General features: G+C 50.4%; 10 protein-coding genes and 1 pseudogene. 6 read left to right on the top strand and 5 right to left on the bottom strand.

Annotated elements, in window-relative coordinates:
* Positions 1–64: 64 nt before the first annotated feature.
* The 4 genes from KIS77_13170 (at position 65) to KIS77_13185 (ending at position 10,556) form a co-directional block, all read left to right on the top strand.
* Positions 65–2,521: an ABC transporter permease gene (locus KIS77_13170; GenBank protein MCW5923290.1), complete on the top strand. Its 2,457-nt coding sequence runs from the start codon at positions 65–67 to the stop codon at positions 2,519–2,521.
* A 583-nt stretch (positions 2,522–3,104) separates the two neighbouring features.
* Complete coding sequence (locus KIS77_13175) at positions 3,105–5,525, top strand: ABC transporter permease (GenBank protein ID MCW5923291.1); 2,421 nt, start codon at positions 3,105–3,107, stop codon at positions 5,523–5,525.
* A gap of 76 nt (positions 5,526–5,601) precedes the next feature.
* On the top strand, positions 5,602–8,073 hold the full coding sequence (locus KIS77_13180; protein MCW5923292.1) for an ABC transporter permease: 2,472 nt from the start codon (positions 5,602–5,604) through the stop codon (positions 8,071–8,073).
* 32 nt (positions 8,074–8,105) lie between these two features.
* Positions 8,106–10,556, top strand: a complete 2,451-nt coding sequence (locus KIS77_13185; GenBank protein MCW5923293.1) for an ABC transporter permease — start codon at positions 8,106–8,108, stop codon at positions 10,554–10,556.
* A 274-nt stretch (positions 10,557–10,830) separates the two neighbouring features.
* Here KIS77_13185 and KIS77_13190 read toward each other — a convergent pair.
* Together KIS77_13190 and KIS77_13195 are read right to left on the bottom strand one after the other, a co-directional pair.
* Positions 10,831–11,283: pseudogene (locus KIS77_13190) on the bottom strand (transposase).
* 150 nt (positions 11,284–11,433) lie between these two features.
* Entirely contained in the window at positions 11,434–11,646 is a 213-nt protein-coding gene (locus KIS77_13195) for a hypothetical protein (protein ID MCW5923294.1), read from the bottom strand.
* 372 nt (positions 11,647–12,018) lie between these two features.
* Between KIS77_13195 and KIS77_13200 the strand changes: the two genes are divergently transcribed.
* Together KIS77_13200 and KIS77_13205 are read left to right on the top strand one after the other, a co-directional pair.
* On the top strand, positions 12,019–12,534 hold the full coding sequence (locus KIS77_13200) for a hypothetical protein (protein MCW5923295.1): 516 nt from the start codon (positions 12,019–12,021) through the stop codon (positions 12,532–12,534).
* Positions 12,535–12,773: 239 nt separating this feature from the next.
* Complete coding sequence (locus tag KIS77_13205) at positions 12,774–13,118, top strand: hypothetical protein (protein ID MCW5923296.1); 345 nt, start codon at positions 12,774–12,776, stop codon at positions 13,116–13,118.
* Between the two features lie 479 nt (positions 13,119–13,597).
* Here KIS77_13205 and KIS77_13210 read toward each other — a convergent pair whose 3' ends face one another.
* The 3 genes from KIS77_13210 to KIS77_13220 form a co-directional block, all read right to left on the bottom strand.
* Positions 13,598–14,536 (bottom strand): T9SS type A sorting domain-containing protein, encoded by a 939-nt coding sequence (locus KIS77_13210; GenBank protein MCW5923297.1) that lies wholly within the window; start codon positions 14,534–14,536, stop codon positions 13,598–13,600.
* 15 nt (positions 14,537–14,551) lie between these two features.
* A complete protein-coding gene (locus KIS77_13215) occupies positions 14,552–16,090 on the bottom strand; it encodes a T9SS type A sorting domain-containing protein (protein ID MCW5923298.1) in 1,539 nt (512 codons plus the stop codon).
* Between the two features lie 66 nt (positions 16,091–16,156).
* Complete coding sequence (locus KIS77_13220) at positions 16,157–19,570, bottom strand: S8 family serine peptidase (GenBank protein ID MCW5923299.1); 3,414 nt, start codon at positions 19,568–19,570, stop codon at positions 16,157–16,159.
* Between the last annotated feature and the right edge of the window lie 83 nt (positions 19,571–19,653).

A 19,653-nucleotide genomic window follows, 5' to 3' on the forward strand; every position in this document is an offset into this window, starting at 1 on the left:
TCATCTTGTAGACCCTGTCAAAAAACATTGTGAGGCAGCCTCTTCAGTCATCAACTCATACTGCATGTTTCAAAATTATCTCCATATCGCGCTGAGAAGCCTGAATAAACACAAGTCCGGCGCACTGATCAATCTGCTTGGGCTTGCTTTGGGCATAACGGCCTGCCTGGCTATTTACACCATCACCAATTTTGAATTGAGTTACGACACTTTTCACCCCGACAACAAGCGGATATATCGGTTAGTCGGGGAGGGTAAATTTGGAAAATCGGATGAATTCAAGCCTTTGGGATTTGCCCCTCGCGCCGTCCCGAACGCTATTCGGGAAGAAGTGAGCGGCTTAGAGACGGTAGCGGCCTTTCACAACCTTGAAACGCAAGTGCTCGTACCCGGCGAATCCGGCGAACCGAAGCATTTTGAACGCCGCGACATGTCTGGCGGCAAAGCGCAAGTCATTGTGGCAGAACCTCAGTATTTCGACATTTTCCGGTACGAATGGCTGGCCGGGAATCCGCAAACGGCGTTGAACGAACCGAACGCTGTGGTGCTTTCAGAAAGCAAAGCGCGGCTTTATTTTGGCGAGATTCCCGTGCAAGAAATGCTGGGCAAAACCCTTATTTACCGGGACTTTATACAAGCGACAGTGACCGGAATCGTGCGGGAGTGGGAGGGAAACACTGATTTTTCCTTTACGGATTTCCTGTCTTACAGCACAATAAGCGCCAGTCCACTCCAAAAGGAAATCAACCTCGACGAATGGAACGACGTCTGGTCGGCGTCGCAAGCTTTCGTAAAACTCGCCCCCGGCACAACAGCTGCCCATGTGGAAGTGCAACTTGCGGCATTTTCTCAAAATCATTTCGGGCCGGATCGCGGCACAGGCGATTTTTTGTTTGTTCCGAAATTGCAGCCTTTATCCGACCTGCATTTCAACGAAGACTACAGGGACAATTATTCGCGCAAAGCGCATTTGCCCACGCTTTACGGTCTCATGGGCGTCGCGCTCTTTATTCTGCTTATCGCGGTCATTAATTTTATCAATTTAAGCACGGCACAGTCTGCGCAGCGGATGCAGGAGATAGGAATGCGGAAAGTGTTGGGCGGCAGCCGCAGTGCCTTGATGGGGCAACTCATGGGAGAGACTTTTCTGCTAACGACTTTGGCCGCAGGCGTATCGGTTTTCGCCATGCCTTTAACGTTGTCAGTATTCAGGGCATTTATCCCCGAGGGCATTGAATTTTCATTCGCCTGTCCCCGGACGCTGTCATTCTTGCTTGCTGTTACCGTCGTTACCGCTTTGCTTTCAGGCTTTTATCCGGCGTGGGTTTTGTCGTCTTATCGTCCGGCAGTGACGTTGAAAGGCCAGAATGCCCTGCGCGGCAATCAAAAAGGGTATTTGCGCAAAGGGTTGATTGTGTTTCAGTTCGCTCTCTCCTTGATGTTCATCATCGGCACCATCGTCGTTGAATACCAGTTGAACTTCATCCGGAATAAAGACTTGGGTTTTTCGAGCGATGCGGTGGTATTAATCAATACGCCACACGATGATAAGAGTCGAGTGCTCGGTGAAAAAATTCGGCAACTGACCGGCGTTGACCGCGTCGCCATGCAGTGGTTTGCCCCCATGGGTGACGGTTTTATGCTGACTAAAATGAAATATAACAGTGGCTCCACTAACCTTGAACTGGACGTGTCCGCTAAAATCGGCGACGAAAATTTTATCCCGATATACGGATTGCGCTTGCTGGCGGGGCACAATTTCATGCCCGGCGGCGATACACTCCGCGAAATTGTCATCAACCAAACTTTCGCCACAACCCTTGGTTTCCGGCAAGCTGCCGACGCGGTAGGTGCTGTACTCGATTTTAACGGCGAAAAATGCCCGGTTGCAGGCGTGGTGGCCGACTTTCACGAACAATCACTGCACGCTGCCATTCAACCGACTTTTATTGCCTATATGCCGCAATTATCGAAAAATATCGCCGTCAAACTGGCGACGAAAGGCAAACAACTGAGCGACGCGACGGCAACCTTAGCGAGCATCCGGCAGCAATGGGAAGCCGTCTATCCTGATAAAAAGTTTGAATTTACTTTTCTAGACGACGGCATCGCTAAAATATACGAAAAAGAGCGGAAAACCGGACAACTCGTCGGCGCGGCATCAGCCATCGCTATTCTGATTTCGTGTATGGGCTTGTTCGGCCTCGTGGCGTTCACCGCCGAGCAGCGTACCAAAGAAATCGGCATCCGAAAAGTGCTCGGCGCCTCCTTAAGTTCCATTGTGACTTTGCTCAGCGGCGACTTCCTAAAACTCATACTGATTGCCCTTGTTATCGCTTCACCTGTTGCTTTCTTTTTTATGAACAAATGGCTGGCCGACTTCGCCTATCGTATTGATATTCAGTGGTGGATTTTCGCAGTGGCCGGAGCAGCGGCGGTCGCTGTGGCGTTTCTGACAGTGGGTTTTCAGAGTGTGAAGGCGGCGCTGGCGAACCCGGTAAAAAGTCTTCGCTCGGAATAGATGAATATAAAGCTCACCCGATGTACGCGCCGTAGAGCCATTCCCTCCAAATTTGTGCAGAAATGAGCAGATTGATATCAAAATCTGCGACTATATACGGAAAACCCTATAAGAGGCCGCATGTTTGTTCGCCGCGCCGGGTGTTTTTTCTCTGCGAGAGGCACGCGGTGAAAACATGTGCGCACGTCGAATTCACTACGTTCCAGCGACGTATGGTTTTTGGGTCGAGATGCCGAAAAGTTTGGACGAGTCGTTTATCGCTGCACAATTCGAGCGGGACGATTGTAGCAACGCAAGCAGGAAATGGAGTTGACCACCATTTTATCGAAGCGGGCAGCTCGCCGGGCTGGGTTTATTTGTTGGTCATTTGTGTCGATGGTTTGTCCAAAGAGAAAGTGAAACTTTCAAAGATAAATAACCTTCCCGTCCGCTCCCGCACACTCCGCCGTCCGAAACCGAACAACCCGAAGTGTCTTTTTATCTCATAAAAAATTGAAAATCAGGCAATAACCATTTCGGCACGAGGTGTGGGGAGTTGTAGAGCCGACAGTCTGTCGGTGTTACGGCTATGATACAAAATTACTTGAAACTCGCCCTCCGCAACCTTCTTAAACACAAAGGCCCTGGCTTCATCAACATCACCGGCCTATCCATCGGCACGGCCATCGTCATTCTGCTGTCGCTCTATGTGTGGGACGAATGGACTTTCGACCGTTTCCACAGCAAATCCGACCGTGTCTATCGCGCTTGGGCAAAAGAGCATTTCAAAGGCGACGTGTTTTTCAACACCGTCACGCCAGTGGTGCTGGGGCAGGAATTGCGCGACAATTTCCCCGAAATCCAGCAGGTCGCCCGCTATTACACGGTGAACACGCTGACAAAAAAAGGCAACTTTTCCGAACTGGAAGAGGTGCATTTTGCCGAGCCGTCTTTTTTCAAAGTCTTTGATTTTAAACTGTTGAGAGGCAAGGCAGAAAATGTGTTGAGTGATATGCACTCGGCAATCATCACCGAAGAAATCGGCCTCAAATATTTTGGTGACCCTTTCCCCATCGGCCAAACGCTCACGCTGCAAACTAACGGCGAGTGGACGCACTTCACCGTGACGGGTGTCATAGAAAAAGCGCCGGGTAATTCGAGCATCCAATACGGCATCGTCGTGCCCTTTGAAAAGGGGAAATCGCAGATGTCGGAAGAGGCGAGAACGAGTTGGACAAACGTCATTGTCGAGACCTACATCTTGCTTGACGAGGCGAACAAGGTGAAGGAACTCGAAGCCAAACTCGCCCCCTTTGTGGATGGCAAGGTCGCTTCCGATTACCAGCCCGGCGAGTACGTCGTCGGCTTCCAACCCCTAACCGACATCCACCTGAACAGGGATTTCCCGCTCGGCATTGCGCCCGTGAGTGATAAGCGTTATTCATATATTTTAGCGGGTATCGCGCTGCTTATACTCGGCTTGGCCTGCATCAATTTCACTACACTGGCAGTCGGTCGGTCGGTGATGCGGGCAAAAGAAGTCGGCGTGCGCAAGGCGACTGGCGCCACGCGAGGACAACTCATGGCGCAATTCTGGAACGAAGCGGTGTTCACAGCAGGCGTGTCGGTAGTGCTTGGCCTGTTGCTGGCTTGGTCGGCGTTGCCATTTTTCAATGATTTGGCGGACAAGCAGTTGGCATTAAATTTTTCTCCACAAACGCTATTCTTGCTGGCGGGTTTGGCACTCACGACGGGTTTGATTTCGGGCATTTACCCGGCGTTGGTGCTGTCGGGTTTCAAACCCGCTTTGACCCTGCGCGGAGTGGTTTCAAAAATAGGCGACAATCGGCACACGGTGTTGCGCGGACTGGTCGGCTTCCAGTTTTTGCTTTCCGTTTTGCTTATTATCAGCACACTCGTGATGCTGCGACAAATGAATTTTTTGCAAAACAAAAACCTCGGCTACGACAAGGAGCAAATCGTAGTGCTGCCTTACAAACGCTCCGGTGCACGGCTGACCGACCAATGGGCGGAAGGCAAAAAAACGCTGGATTTGTTGAGCAACGAATTGAGCGGCAAACCCGGGTTTGGTAACATGGCGATGTCGGCGCATACTTTCGGCACACCCGGCTGGATGAGCATCGGCTACACAGAACCCGCGAGTCAGAAATTCCGCAATTTCATGTTCAACGGCGTGGACGACCAATTTCTGCCGATGCACGGCGTAGAATTGGCATCGGGTCGCAATTTTTTAAGGGAAAATATTTCAGATACAAAAGCCGTCATCGTGAACGAGGCTTACGCCAAACAATTCGGCGTGGAAAGCGGCCAAAAAATGCCGGAACCATTCCGCGAGTTTGAAGTCATCGGCGTGGCGAAGGATTTTAATTTTGAAAGCCTGCACACGGCGGTGCAGCCGCTGGTGCTTGCCTACGACCCCATTGGCATTATCCGCACAGCCTCGGACTGGAATTTTAACGACACGCCCAACCCCAAACTTTCCGTCAAAGTCGCTGGCGGAAATCTCCCAGCCACACTTTCTACCTTGCGCCTCGCTTGGCAAAAAATCGCGCCCGACCAAGCCTTCAATTACGCTTTTCTCGATGACAACATCGACAAACAATACCGCGCCGAAAGCCGCCTGAGTCAACTCGTCGGTATGGCTACGGGGCTGGCTATTTTGATTGCTTGTCTTGGCTTGTTCGGTATTGCCACGCTCACTATCGCGCAGCGCACGAAGGAAATCGGGGTGCGAAAAGTACTCGGCGCGAGCGTGGCTGGCATCACCGGTTTGTTGACGAAAGATTTTTTAAAACTCGTGCTGATATCCATTGTCATCGCCTCGCCTGTAGCCTATTATTTTATGGATAAATGGTTGGCCGACTTTGCTTATCGCATTGACATCCAGTGGTGGATGTTTGCAGTGGCAGGGGCCGGTGCAGTAACAGTAGCGTTTCTGACGGTGAGTTTTCAGAGCGTGCGGGCGGCACTGGCGAATCCTGTGAAGTCATTGCGAAGTGAGTGACACAACGCCAACTGCCAATTGGCGGACATCCCATTTTCACAAATAACAGCGCTGACCGATAGTCGGCATTAAGTCCATGATTCACAACCACTTCCTTATCGCCTTGCGCAATATGCGCCGCAACGGATTCTTCTCTTTTATCAATATCAGCGGCCTCGCTGTGGGGTTGGCGGCTTGTTGGCTCATCGGACTTTTTGTTTTTCACGAAAAAAATTTTGACTCTTTTTTGCCCCATGCCGACCGTATATGCGCAGTCGCGTTTGACCTGAAAATGGGCGACCAAGAAGGTCTGACCACCAACACGCCGCCGCCCGTCGGGCCGCGATTGGCCGCAGATTTCCCCGAAATTGAAATGACGGCACGCACGTTTCACTTGGGTAGCGTGGTCGTTCGGCGCGACGGTTCGGATCATACGCCGTTGATTTTCAACGAAGAAGCAGCAATGGCTGTCGACACGGCCTTTTTGGAATTGTTTGGCTTCCCGATGACAGCAGGCGATGCATCAATGGTGCTGGACAAACCCGGCAGCCTTGTGCTGACGGAAAAAATGGCGGAAAAATATTTTGGAGATACCCCCGCCATCGGTCAGTCGCTTTTGGTGAACGACCGTCTTTTCACGGTCACTGGCATTGTCAAAAACTTGTCCTCTACCTCTACGGTCCAGTTTGATTTCTTACTGCCGATGACCGATTTTAATGTAGTAGAACGGTTTTCGTGGAGCTGGATTTGGTTGCAAGTGGACACTTGGGTGCGGCTTCGCCAAGCGCCAAATGCCGAAAGTTTGGCCAGTTTGGAAGCAAAATTTCCAGCGATGGTGCGTGCTTACGCACCTGCGGCGTATGCACGCATCGGCCAGAATTTCGAGGAGCAACTCAAACGGGGCGACCGCCTCGACATCAAGTTAATACCTTTAAAAAACCTGCATCTCGACAGCGGCAACCTGATATCGCGGCTGACCACGCTCGGCGACGGGCGGCAAGTGCGGATATTCGGCATCGTCGGTGGCCTGATTCTGCTGCTGGCGTGTGTCAATTTTATGAATCTTTCGACGGCTCGCTCCATGAAAAGGGCTCGCGAGGTCAGCGTGCGGAAGGCGCTTGGCTCACAACGCGGCGCTTTGGCCGCTCAGTTTTTGACAGAGGCCCTGCTTTTTAGCCTTGTCTCTATGTTGCTGGCGGGAGTACTGGCGAGTGCGGCGTTGCCCTTTTTCAATCAATTGACAGGACTCAACCTGTGTTTCTCCGACCTTTATTCTCTCCAAACCATTGGCTTTGTGGCTGTTTTACCGCTTCTGACCGGGCTGTTCGGGGGGCTTTACCCGGCTTTTTATTTGTCAACATTCAAAGCGGCGGAAATTTTCAAAACAGCACCCACGTCTGCCAAAGGGGGCCATGCGGGGGTTCGCAGCGGATTGGTCGTGCTTCAGTTTTCGGTTTCTATCGCACTGATGCTCATCTCGTTCGTCGTCTATCGGCAATTGGAATTTGCTCAAAAACAGTCGCCGGGTTTGCAGCGCGAGAACGTGTTGGTGCTCCCCAATGTGCGGCACCTGACCGAGCCCGCGGCCCGCGAGGCGTTTCGGCAGCAACTGTTGCAGATGCCCGAAGCCGTCAGCGCCACCCATTCGACCTACTTGCCATCGCTGGGCAGTTTCGGCGATTTTTATGAGCCGGAACAGGGCGACCAAAGCCACCCGGTGGTGCAAAACCTGCCTGTCAGTTCTTTCCTGACCGATGCCGATTTTGTGCCGACGCTGGGCATCGAAATACTGGCCGGGCGAAATTTTTTGCCTAACTCCACCATTGACTCAACCTCGGTAATCCTGAACGAAGCCGCCGTGAAAGCCATCGGTTGGGAAAATCCTATCGGCAAATGGATGCGCTACCCCGGCAACGAAAACCAGCGGTTTCAGGTCGTAGGCGTGATGCGCGATTTTCACATTGCCTCGGTGAAAATGACCATCGAGCCAACGGCGATTTTCCACGAATCGTCAAAAACTTACCGGACTTGGGGGGCTTACATGGCCGTACGTTTGCAGCCCGGCACCGAAAAATCGGCTATTGAAAAGACCTCTGCGCTTTGGAAATCCGCGGTGCCGGGAGCGCCGTTTGAGTACGATTTTTTGGATGCTTCCTTTGCCCGGCTCTACCGCTCGGAAGCGAAAACAAGTTCGGTATTAGGCGTTTTCACGGGGTTGGCTTTGTTCATTGGTTGTCTCGGTCTGTTTGCGCTCGCGGCTTTTATGGCGGAGCAGCGCACCAAAGAAATCGGCATCCGCAAAATATTGGGTGCGTCGGTGGCCGGCATCACGGGTCTTTTGGCCAAAGATTTTTTGAAACTCGTGCTGGTCGCCATTCTGATTGCTTCGCCTGTCGCGTGGTGGGCGATGAACAAGTGGCTGCAAGACTTCGTCTATCGTATTGATATTCAGTGGTGGATGTTCGTCGCGGCGGGTTTGGCTGCCATAGCCATCGCATTCCTGACGGTGGGTTTTCAAAGCATAAAGGCTGCATTGGCAAACCCCGTGAAATCGCTGCGTAATGAATAGTTCAATCACAGATGTAAAACACATACACCGCCATGCTCCGAATCTATCTCAAGCACACATTCCGCGCCCTGTGGCGCAGCCGAGGCTACACTCTTTTGAACATTGCCGGGCTTGCCATCGGCCTGAGCGCCGCTTGGCTCGTTTGGCAGTATGTTGACTTTGAACACAGCCACGACCGGGACATTCCCAACCGGGAGCGCATTTATCGCGTGGTATCAAAATTTGAAGACAACGACGATGTTTTCAACACCAATTCCGGCTGTCCCGAGCCGGTATGGCGTGCTGCGGAGCAATTGGCGGGCATCGAGCAAGCGGTGCCTGTGCGGGATATGTACACGCTTTCCATTTTGCCAGAAGGGGCAAAAAAAAGTTTTAACGATATGCGGAGGGTGGGCAAGACCACGCCCACATATTTTGAACTGGTGCCTCACCGCTGGCTGGCGGGGTCTGCTGCCACTGCGCTCAGCAAGCCCGACCAAGTAGTGCTGACACGCAGCCGGGCTGAGAAGTATTTTCCTCGGCACAGCCCCGAGGAGATGTTGGGCAAGACTGTGCAGTATGAGACATTTAGTGACACGCTCAGGGTGGAGGTGGTCGGTGTGGTCGAAGACTTGGGCTTCCCCACCACTTTTCACACCGAGGATTTGTTGAGCATCACGGTCCCCAAAGAAGACAATTGGAGAAGCGTGAATTCTAACCAGCAGGCTTGGCTCGTCCTGAAAGATGGTGCCGATGCTTCAGCAGTGGAAAAATCGCTCAACGAACTGGCCGACCACCACACGGGCGACCAACTCAAGCGTTGGAACATGAAGCGCCAGCTGGCTTTGCAGCCTCTGGCCAAGGTGCATTTTTCTCCAGAATACGCCAGCCATATCCGCGCCGCCGACCCGCGAGTATTGGGTGTATTGGGTGCGGTAGCCATATTCCTTTTGGTGTTGGCCTGCATCAACTACATCAACCTCAGCACGGCCCAGATACCCATGCGTGCCCGCGAGATTGGTGTCCGCAAGACACTGGGCGGGCGCAGCGCGGGCATCGTGAGCGCTTTTCTGCTGGAAACCGCCGTCACTTGTCTGTTGGCAGTCGTGTTGGCCGCTTTGCTCACCCACTGGGCGTTTGGCTATTTTAAAGACGACTTGCCTGAGGACGTGCTGCGCTTTGCCAGTTGGCAAAAAACGGGGCTGTTTCTGTTTTGTCTGGTGACTGGCGTGAGCCTCTTGGCAGGCTTGTATCCGGGCTGGTTGGCATCCCGTTTTCAGGCGGTATCGCTTTTGCGCGGTCAGTTTTCCGGCCAATCGCTCAACCGCGGCGCTCGCGGGACACACTTGCGGCGGGGGCTTATCATTTTTCAGTTTTTCGTCGCACAAGTGTTCATCATCGGGGCTTTGGTGGTCGGGCTGCAGCTCGACTTTATGCGCCACTCCGATTTGGGTTTTGATAAGGAAGCGGTGCTGACCATGGAGCAGCCTATCAACGCATACAGAAACCCTGCCTTGAAAAACAAACTGCCAGTGCTGGCTGAGTTGCTCCAAAAAATGCCTGAAATTCAAGAAGTCGCGCTCGGCGACCCCTTGTTGAGCAGCAGTTACACCAGCAACAACCACACCCTTACAGACGAAAAGGGGGAAAAAATCGAGGTGAACGTGTACCGCAAACTCGCCGACGAAAACCTGATGGAGCTCTACCGCCTGCCCTTGCTGGCCGGGCGGAAATTGATGCCCGGCGATTCGGCAAGGGCTTATGTCATCAACGAGACGGCGGTCAAGGCTTATGGGCTGGGCAGCCCAGAGGCGGCCATAGGGAAAGTGCTGAGCGAAGACAACGGCCCCGGCGAAGCGCCGACCAATTGGCAGGTCGTGGGCGTGGTGACGGACTACCACACAATGGGCTTTTCAGAAAAAATATATCCAACCGCCTTGCTCCATAACCCCGCCGAGTGGAGCACGCTCAACGTGCGCCTTGCCAGCAAGCGCCCGGCAGACTGGCAGCCCGCCCTGCAAAAAATCGAGACCGCATGGCAGGGCGTTTATCCCGGAGAGGCTTTTGAGGCAAAGTTTTACGACGAGACCCTCGCCGATATTTACGAGGCCGACCTCAGTTTGGCGCGTTTCGTCAGGGTGGCCACTGGCATCGCGGTGCTGATTTCCTGTCTTGGCTTGTTCGGGCTGGCCGCTTTCATGGCTTGGCGGCGCAACAAAGAAATCGGCATACGCAAGGTGCTTGGCGCTTCCACCGCCTCTGTGGTTCGGCTGTTGAGCCGTGAGTTTTTGACGCTGGTACTTGTGGGCTTCCTGCTGGCTGCGCCCGTGGCGCTGTACGCTTTGCGCCAATGGCTGGATGGCTATGCTTTTCGCATCGAGCTGAGCTGGTGGATGTTCGCCGGGGCGGGTGCAGTAGCGGTGGCGGTGGCGTTTCTGACCGTGGGTTATCAGAGCATCAAGGCTGCCTTGGCAAATCCGGCGCACTCGCTAAAAAGTGAATGAGGGTTCCCTCCTGCGTCGCAGAAAAAAAAGTCACTTACCTGACAGCCCTACTCTTTTTGAGATACCCTGTTTGGCGGGAAGGCGAGGCCCCCTATGTTTGTTCGCAAGAACACACTCATCCGCATGTCCTCGGCCATTTACGCCGAATATCAACGCCCCTGCTCCCATTGAGTGATGGGGGCAGGGGCGTTGTGGTGGATGGGGGTGTTTGGCTACAGGTTTGTGGTCAAAGGTGCGGGGGACAAGAGTTTCGTGCAATAGACAGTATACAGAATTAGTGTGATAGTCTGCCGCGCGCTCGCAACCGGAAGTTGTGAAGCCCGCAGGGGACGAAAATGTGGTAATCTCGCAGGTCAACCCTCCAAGTTCGGCACACATCCTTGACTATTCGCCAGATTTTGACACCACGGATGCTGTGTTCAACAACAACCCGAACTTTTGATTTGTCCTTGTTCTGTTCTTTTTGTTCATCGGTCAGTTCCTTGCCCTTGGGCTTTTTGAGAGGCTGGACGATGTTGGCGTTTTTGGGTTTGAAGCCTTGAAAGCCGCTGTCTTGAAGCAAATCGATCGTTCTTTGAAATTGAAAATCCTGTTCGTCTGCAATGGTTTTGTCGTGAACGGAACCGCTATAGGTCGGGCTGAGGTAGATAATCTTCTTATCGTCGCCCGAAATCAGCACGTTCTTGACGCAATGTCTTTTTTTTACCGCTGAATTCCTCTTGTTGCGTTTCGTTGTCCCCTGAACGCAATATGGGGCGCTCCACGCCGTCTATGATCACCCGCTGACGTTCACCGATGGCCCTGTCCAAATGCTCTGAAACCCTGTTCCCAAGCAGGCTCCATCCTCACCAATCTAAACGAGGTGGTGTCATTGCCATTAAGAGGAAGTGGGGGGGAATGAATTTAAATGACCATAATAAGTCATCGCCTCCCAAATGCTAATGGGATAATTCACGCTTGGAGAATAGTCGCCTATCTCATCAGGAGTATCAAATGGCGCAAAGCCATCTTTTTCACAGCCAAGAAGCAAGAGTAAGGAAAAAAACGTGATGAGAGCTGGGCGGAAGCCAGACGTTGGTAAGCGTTTCATAAAATAAAGAAGTTTTGACAGCCTTAGGTTTTTCCTGCCTCGCGCTGGTGGGGACCCCTTTGCCGTCGGGGTGAAACAATGTTTTGTTGCGGCAAACGTAAAGGCTTTTTGCAATTTAGGCAAATTTGCCTAAATTGTTTGTTTGTAACCTCTTGAACCTCGTGGTGTGAAATACACCACTTATCCCATGCCCATTAAGTTATACCTCGCGCCGCCAAGTTTTCAGCATCGTCTAGGGTAACGTTTACTAAACTTCAAAAGTTTAGTAAACGTGATATCATCCTTCCAACCATGCTGAAAACTTGGCGGCGCGAGGTATAAGCCTACTGGAATAAAGCGAGAGACGACCTTTGTGATAAATACCACTCTATCATGGGGTCGCCTCTCAGCAAGTATTTCCGGGCCATACGGCTCGCGGTTGCAAATATAGCCAACTCACCGGAACTATACTTCCGCCGTCCGGGGCGGGATTTTTGTGGTCGTCGCCTGCTGCCAGCCGAGCGAACGGTCTGGCTGGTGTTATCGCTGTTGCGCCAGAGCCTGTGCGTCGAGCTCGGCCATTTTTTCCAACGTCTCGACGCTGTGGATGACATACCCACCAAAAGCGCCCTGGTACAGGCGCGCAACAAAATCCACCACACGTTTTTCAGGGATTTGCTGCGGCAAAGCGCCGAGTTGTTTTATCACTGTTTTGAGGCGCGGCGCTGGCGTTCTTTCCGTTTGTGGGCTACCGACGGGTCGGGGTTCCGCCTGCCTGACACCGATGAGTTGGGCGAGGAGTTCGGCTGGCACGTCAACCAGCATTCGGCGGTGGCCTCGGCCGCGTCTGGCGCACTTCGACGTGCTCAACCAGATCATTGTCAACGCCTTTTTCCACACCCGTTATGAATCCGAATCCCTCATCGCCCCATGGCATATTCATACCGTACCCTCAGACGTGCTCATGATTTACGACCGGGGTTTCCCGGCGCAGGTCATCCCTTGGCTGCATCTTTATTTCGGTTCACATTGCTTGGTCGCCTGACCTCACCCATTCGACCGTCGTCGAGGAATTCGTCGCTTCCAAAAACGACAACTCATTGTCCGCGAAGCGCTTAACGTGCGCTCCAAACGGACGCTCCGCGCCCTTGGCATCCCCTTCCAGCGGGGGCAGGCCTCGAGCCACCCTCATCGTGTACAATTTCCTGTCGGCGCTCCACCACAGCATGCAAGATGACATTGACCGGATCAATGCCCGCAGAAAAACGCCCTGTCAGGCTAACCGCAATATCAGCGTCGGGCTTTTCAAGTCTTTCATCGTCAGGCTTTTCCTGCGCCCGCGCGAAAACCTCGACGCCGAAATCGCGCGACTCAAAAAATACCTCCTCAAACAACTCGAGCCCCGCAAAATCAATTACCGCCCCAGAAAGCCTCCAATGATGCGCCTCGGCGAAAGACACAATTTCGAGTTCAATTACCGTCACGCCCTCTGAGGCTAATCCTTTTTGGGGCTTTTTCCAGCTCCGGCACTTCGCCCGGACCGGCAGGGGATTGACCGCCCTGCGTGGACAGCCCCATGGTCTGTGGTTTGGTGTGTTGGCGGCGCACCACCAGCGCCGGGGCAAGCGATCTATAGGGCGGTGGCGAGGCTTAACTTAATGGGGTTGATGCGTTGTTGGCGGTATTTTTCTCTGTCTTTCAGTATCTTAGCGCAAGGAGCCACCCATGATTTCTGCCCATGCGCAGCACGCTTTGATTTCTCGGCGTTTTCCCGTCCACTTTTTGTAGGACATCTCGTTGGGCTGTCGCGTTGGGTCTTTTTTTGTTCGACGTCGCGTAGGGGACTTGTTCGACACAATTGTGACCCGTAGTTGTCGGGCCTATTTTTTTCTCTCCTTCCCGCTAACGGTTGGATGTGCGAAGTGCCGACGTTTAGGAGGCATTTTCGCACATCCGTTGTTCAATGCCTTGTCTATATTTTTATGATTTTGTATCTTTTTGTTTGATCTTTTAAGACAAATTCGACATAGAATATACCTGAAGGTGCAGATTCAAAACTCAGTTGAAATGAGATGTCGCCGACCGAAAGCCTACCCGTTTCAAGGGTGCGACCGAGACCGTCTAACGCCCTGAAGACAAGAATAGAATTAAGTGGCGCAAAAGAGAAATTTAAGATTCCATTGGTAGGATTTGGGAAAATCTTGATATCGTAGCTATCAATTTCATTTATGCTTACATAATCACAAGGTGAATTTCCGATACTTCCTTTGTATTGAACAAGGCCATCCGCATAACACCTGAGGTAGCCGCGCTCGCCGCCTGTAATACAAAAGTCACCTTGTCCCCACCAATAGCCGGCATCAATCACGCCAATACGTTCTACGATTTTTTGTATTCGCCAACAACCATCTCCGGAACCCGGACAAATACTGCTGATGTATTGAACCCGTAACGGCCATCCTCCAATCTGCTCTATGGCTACCGAATCTATCCGGTATGCAAAATTCCATACCTGACCGGAATCAGGCCCGATACACCCATTAAAAATGTCAAAATATGCTACTTTAGATACTATCGTATCGCCGGGCATTGCACCAAAATTGAATAAGAGTTCCCATTGATTATCAACATAATAAAAAACAGAATCCGAGCCGGAATAAACGTACTTGTTCAAATTCGGGAAATCCTGAAATTGACCATTTACCCATTGAGCGCATGACAATTCTTTAGCCAATATGCCATCCAATACGGTATCTTTGGTAACGCTAAAGGTGTAAAGCGTGTTTTCCTTGGGCATTAGTTCGTGTGGGCGGTAATACCATTGAGCGCCCATTGGGGCAAAAGCCTGGAACTGTCCCAACATATCGAGAGAAGCAAAGCAGAGAATCAAAGAAAAAAAGATGGGTTTCATGCTCATGATTGTACCTTAGTTTTGAATAAAAATTTTCTTTGTGCCGATACGATTTTGATCCTTCAACGTCAGCAGATAAACTCCTGCCGGTAGCGAGGCGACGTTTAGAGAGTATGTGTTTTGTCCCCTCGGCCAATTTGTTTCAAATCTAATGCGCCCTGTCAGATCGGTTAATGTTAGTGCCAGACCATTAACATTTATGCCTTCAGGTAATGAAACAGATATCCAGTCTTCAGCAGGATTGGGCGACACAACAAAGTCTATCGCCTCTTTGGTCAAATTGAATACTTTAGTGATGTCTGTTATGCCTTGAAACACACCCGTACAACCGGGTTGAACGCACCCCATGCTGTCCAAATGCAACAGCCATACATCGCGATTATACGGGGCAGGAATACCGTTGGGGAAAGTATCGAGAATGGTGCCGACGGCTACCAAACTACCATCACTCGCCTCCACCACGTCCAATATATCTCCAAACTCACCGCTCGGATACCTTAAATCGCCAATGATGCGTTCCCATTTTTTCTCACCTGCTGGCGAAAGGCGAATCAACCACCCGCCCCAATATCTTTCATATTCTTCGGTAGTATCAATAAACGGGTGATTTTCGTTGAAACCAACCGCCAGTATATCACCATTCCGCATTTCTTTTATGCTCCAAATTCTGTGGAAATCCTGCGCCGGGTAATCGTATTCCCAAAGTTGGTTACCCGTCTTGTCCACCCTGTGCAATACTTGTTTTTCCCACACGCCCGGAGGGGCTTCTCTGAGCCGAGAAAACACCGCCCCGCCATCCTTGGTGTAGGTAGCAAAGGTGTTGCCTTGGAACATGGTCTCTGATGTGTCGCGTGCCAATCTGAATACTTCACCGCCATCGTCATCTATTTTTAGCACGAATCCTGACGTTTGGTACTTATTATTGTTGATTTTTTTGTGCCAAACTTTTCCCATTACATAGGCGCTGTCTGGAGTAGCATGTATAGAGAAAAGTCTTGTTGTGTCACCGACTACTTTTTGCCACAAAACATTGCCCAATGCGTCGCAACGTGTCATATACGTCTTATTTACTAACCATCCCATTGGCAGGAATTCGTTGTATAGAAAAATAAATCCGCCGTCGTATGTAGGCGCAATACCATAACTGGTATTATCCAAGTGATTCCCATAATACCATTGCGCAAGGATATTGCCATCAAAATCGAATTTTAGCACTGTGATTTCGAGTGTGTCTGCGGGTTGAAGCAACCTGCCGCTTACATATAAAGAGGAGTCTGCTACTGCCATACTGGTAAATTGATCAATTCGCGTTTCCTTGACCATTGTCTTCCAAATAACAGAAAAATCACCGCTTAACTTCAATATACCAACGCATCTATACGGGCTTAAATCACAATATGAGGTCGTTAATATATAGTAGTTTCCGTCTTTCTCAGCGATTTGCCATGCGGCATCTGAATATCCAACAAGATCAATATTGTCAGAGAAAAAATTCTGACCGACAATGTGATATTTTGCTCCCATCAAAGCCGCCAAAATGAGTATCCATCTCATGTGTACGAGATTAAACGCCCATGCGGAAAAACACACTTCCCGCATGGGCATGGTTAGCAATGCCTGTTAATTCTGTAAAATTATCTTTGACGTGAACGTCAAGAGTCCAGCCCGACGAACTGTCAAAATCAGAAAGCCTCTCGATAGGCCTTCCACGGGCAGTATGAGGGATGAACCCGTGGCGGCGCCAAAAGGCATGACAAACACTCTTTTACCAGCAATATCGTATATCTCGACAACGCCATCTCTCTGATCTTCTTCTGGCATGGAGAGGATCATATCGGAGGAAGCAGGATTTGGATAAACTGCATATCGCTGTGCCAACAAGGGCTTTTCAATTTTTTCCGCCGCCTCGGACCGGTCGCCAATACCCTGGCCGAAGTCTAAATCTGGGATGGCGCGTTCGCCCTTCAGCAGATAATAGAGCGACCCTGCGTACGCACGTACTTCAGAACTGCTCATGGCGGTACTATAAAGGAAACTTAGCGTTGTTTCGTCCGGTGTGTAACTGGTCTGTTCCCAACGATCCAGGTTAATGTGCTGTATCTGAGCAAACAATTGTTCATCGATAGATGTAGTGGCAAGAGTGCTCAATATCGAACGAGCCTGTGCGAATTGTCGCCGCCTCAGTTTGATGCCGTACAGGGAAATCTTGGCATCACGATCAGCCAATCCCGCATAAATGCTTTCGGCCAAGTCAAAATCACCGGCTTGCAGCGCGTCGTGTTCCAAAAATGCCTCTATATTGCCCTCCAGTTCCTCTTTTTGTTCTAACTGCATTAACAGAGTCGTATCTTCTGGCGTGGCCAATAAAGCCTGCTGTATCGCGGCTTTATCATTCCTTACTGTAATCAAGTCATTGAAGGTATACTCTGCTTCATCTCTTCCAAATGTACCACAGCTTGTAAATCCGGTTACTGACGCATCTGCAAGTGAAAAATTATTTCCGTTTATATTGGGTACAATAACACCCGGGCAAGTGCTGGTTGGCGGTTCGCCACCCGCAGGAATAAAATAGATGAACGAATGTGTCTGGCTCTGCACAGCGCGGATATGCTCAATACCGGATGTGAAGCAATTGCCGGCAGGAAGTCCAGAGTTTCCCTGTGTCCTTACCTTGCCTAAATTAGTTCCATATTTTTCAATAGCGACATCTGTTTCGTCCATTGCAAAACAGTTGGAAAGGAACTGTGAACGCTGGTTGTTGCCGCGAAAGGTAAGACCTTCTTTGCCCTGTCCCAAAAAATTGCCCCTGACATAGCTGAATTTGTCGCTCGTGTTTACGGCAACGACTCCCGACATGGCGTTTCCATAGAAAGCGTTCTTGTCGATACTGTAGGCACTCGGCCCTTCAATCCGCACTCCATACTTGTTAGAGGTAAAAAACTCATTGTGAATAACCTGCAAACCATAGTCACTACTTGCGCCTGCAGAATAAACGTGGGTGTCATTTCCATCAAAATAGTTGTCTTTGATCAAAATAGAAGATGATTTGGGCGCAGTGCAATGAATCTCAATGCCAAACTTACAGTTTTCAAATTTGTTCTCATCTGTGATTTTTGCGCTGTAATCAATCCCCCCAATTCCGGAAAAATCCATATTATCAAACGTATTACCCAAAAACTCAAGCCCTATATTTTCCCATACAGTTATACCCGTCACGTTGGCTTGGTAATCCGCAGATTTTGTGAACCTTGAATTAACAACCCTACTTTTGTTAGGCAGATCATATTTCATAAATTCAACGCCTTGTATGACGTTGTAAAATGTTGTATTGTTCACCAATACAAGACCTCCCCAGCGGCTTGTCTGTCCCGGGTCATAAGCATAGCCTGGTGCGGAGGTCGAAATACCGTAGCGAGCATTTTCGATTCGCGTCTGATTGGTCAGAAATACCACACCCGCCTCGTCGCTCCCAAATACATAACTTTGAACTGCGCCAAGGTTTCCTACGCTTAAGTTTGGCTGCGGCAAAGAGGCATTGCCATGAACAAAGATACCGCGCCACTTGGCTATGGATTTTGTGCAACGCCCTGTGATAGTAGAATTGTCAACAATAAGTTTTGCTTCCCGTTCAACTATGATGCTTTTGCCTTTCTGAATCCTCACGACCGAGCCATTTTTTATGATTAGAGTTCCTCCGCTGTGCACATATATGTCTTTTGCTTCTATGTCTTGGTTATCCCATACTACCGTCTGACCTGAATTCACATGAAACTCTTGTCCGTTTGCGTCAACGGCAAGCACACTTGCGTGCGCATCAATCAATCCAACCCCAGGTAAATTCTGTTGGAAATTTGCATTGTTACCCCCATTGCATAGTGTGCCATCAAAAAGATTCTGCGAAGTGCCTTTGATGATGTCGGTAACTTCTGCTGGTGCCAGGCATGGGTCAACCGACAACATCAAGCCAATCACGCCGCACACCATGGGGGATGCTATTGAGGTGCCTACAGAAAAATCAAAAGTGTCATCATAGGTGGCCGTCATTACGCAAAATCCCGGAGCCGCAATGCCAACAGCATCATTATGTGTATGTCTTCTGGGTGGATCCCAAGCTGGCCCCCAACAATTAAACGTAGTTTCAAGACAACCAAAATGGGCTGTACTGGTGACCGAAATTACTTCGGGGTATGATGCAGGATAGTATTTGCTGTCAAATCCTGTTGAGCAATGATTGCCGTTACCAGCGCCAGCAACGATAATCACACCCATATCTGTAATCATTTTCACAACATTATGTTGATTCGTATTATAGCCACCACATATTAGCCAACTACAGTTAATAATACTTGCTCCAAGGTTAGCCGCTTCCAACATCTTGTTGTAATTGAATGCGGGAAATAACATAAGCGAACTGTTGAACCCGGCGGATGAATACCCAAACCCGTTGTCCGTATCGCCGGCAGCAGTAAAAGCGACACCTGTACCATGTGAGCCATGTAATGGGTCTGGTGCCAATGAAATGTTAGCATCCATGTAAACTATTTTATTAACCAAGTCTGGATGGTTTATATCAAAGCCGACATCTGTAATGGCAATTCTTATTCCCGGATCGCCCTTTGAGATGTCCCAAGCCTCTGGCGTATTGATGAGATCGTGACGCCAGAAATTCCAGGGAGCGTTTAGCGGATCGTTGGGCAGATACGGAGGGGGTGAAAGCAACTGTTCTTCATAGGTCAAATAGACATTCTCAAATATGTCCGGGGTGAAGGCCGCTAAGGCACTCTCGAGCTGGGTTGCATCACAATCGCACAATAAGTCATACACCCTTGTCAAACCCTCCGCTAAAGGATGACTTAGGCCAACCGCTGCTGGGTATTTTTGAACATACCCGCTTACGTTGTAGGTGCCATATACTTGTTGTACGACAGAAGGGGCAAAACTTGTCTCGCCCGGCAAAAACGAAACATCTTTTACTCGAACCTCTACTCTGTTTGGTATCGGATTTTGGGCGTATAAATGCCCAAAGTCCGTCAAAAAACAGCGAAGTAGAGATAGATGAAGGATGAGAAATTCGGAACCGTTCTGATCATTTTTACTTTCTTGAGCATTGTCTGAAG

It is taken from the genome of Saprospiraceae bacterium, assembly GCA_026129545.1.
Taxonomy (GTDB): Bacteria; Bacteroidota; Bacteroidia; order Chitinophagales; family Saprospiraceae; genus M3007.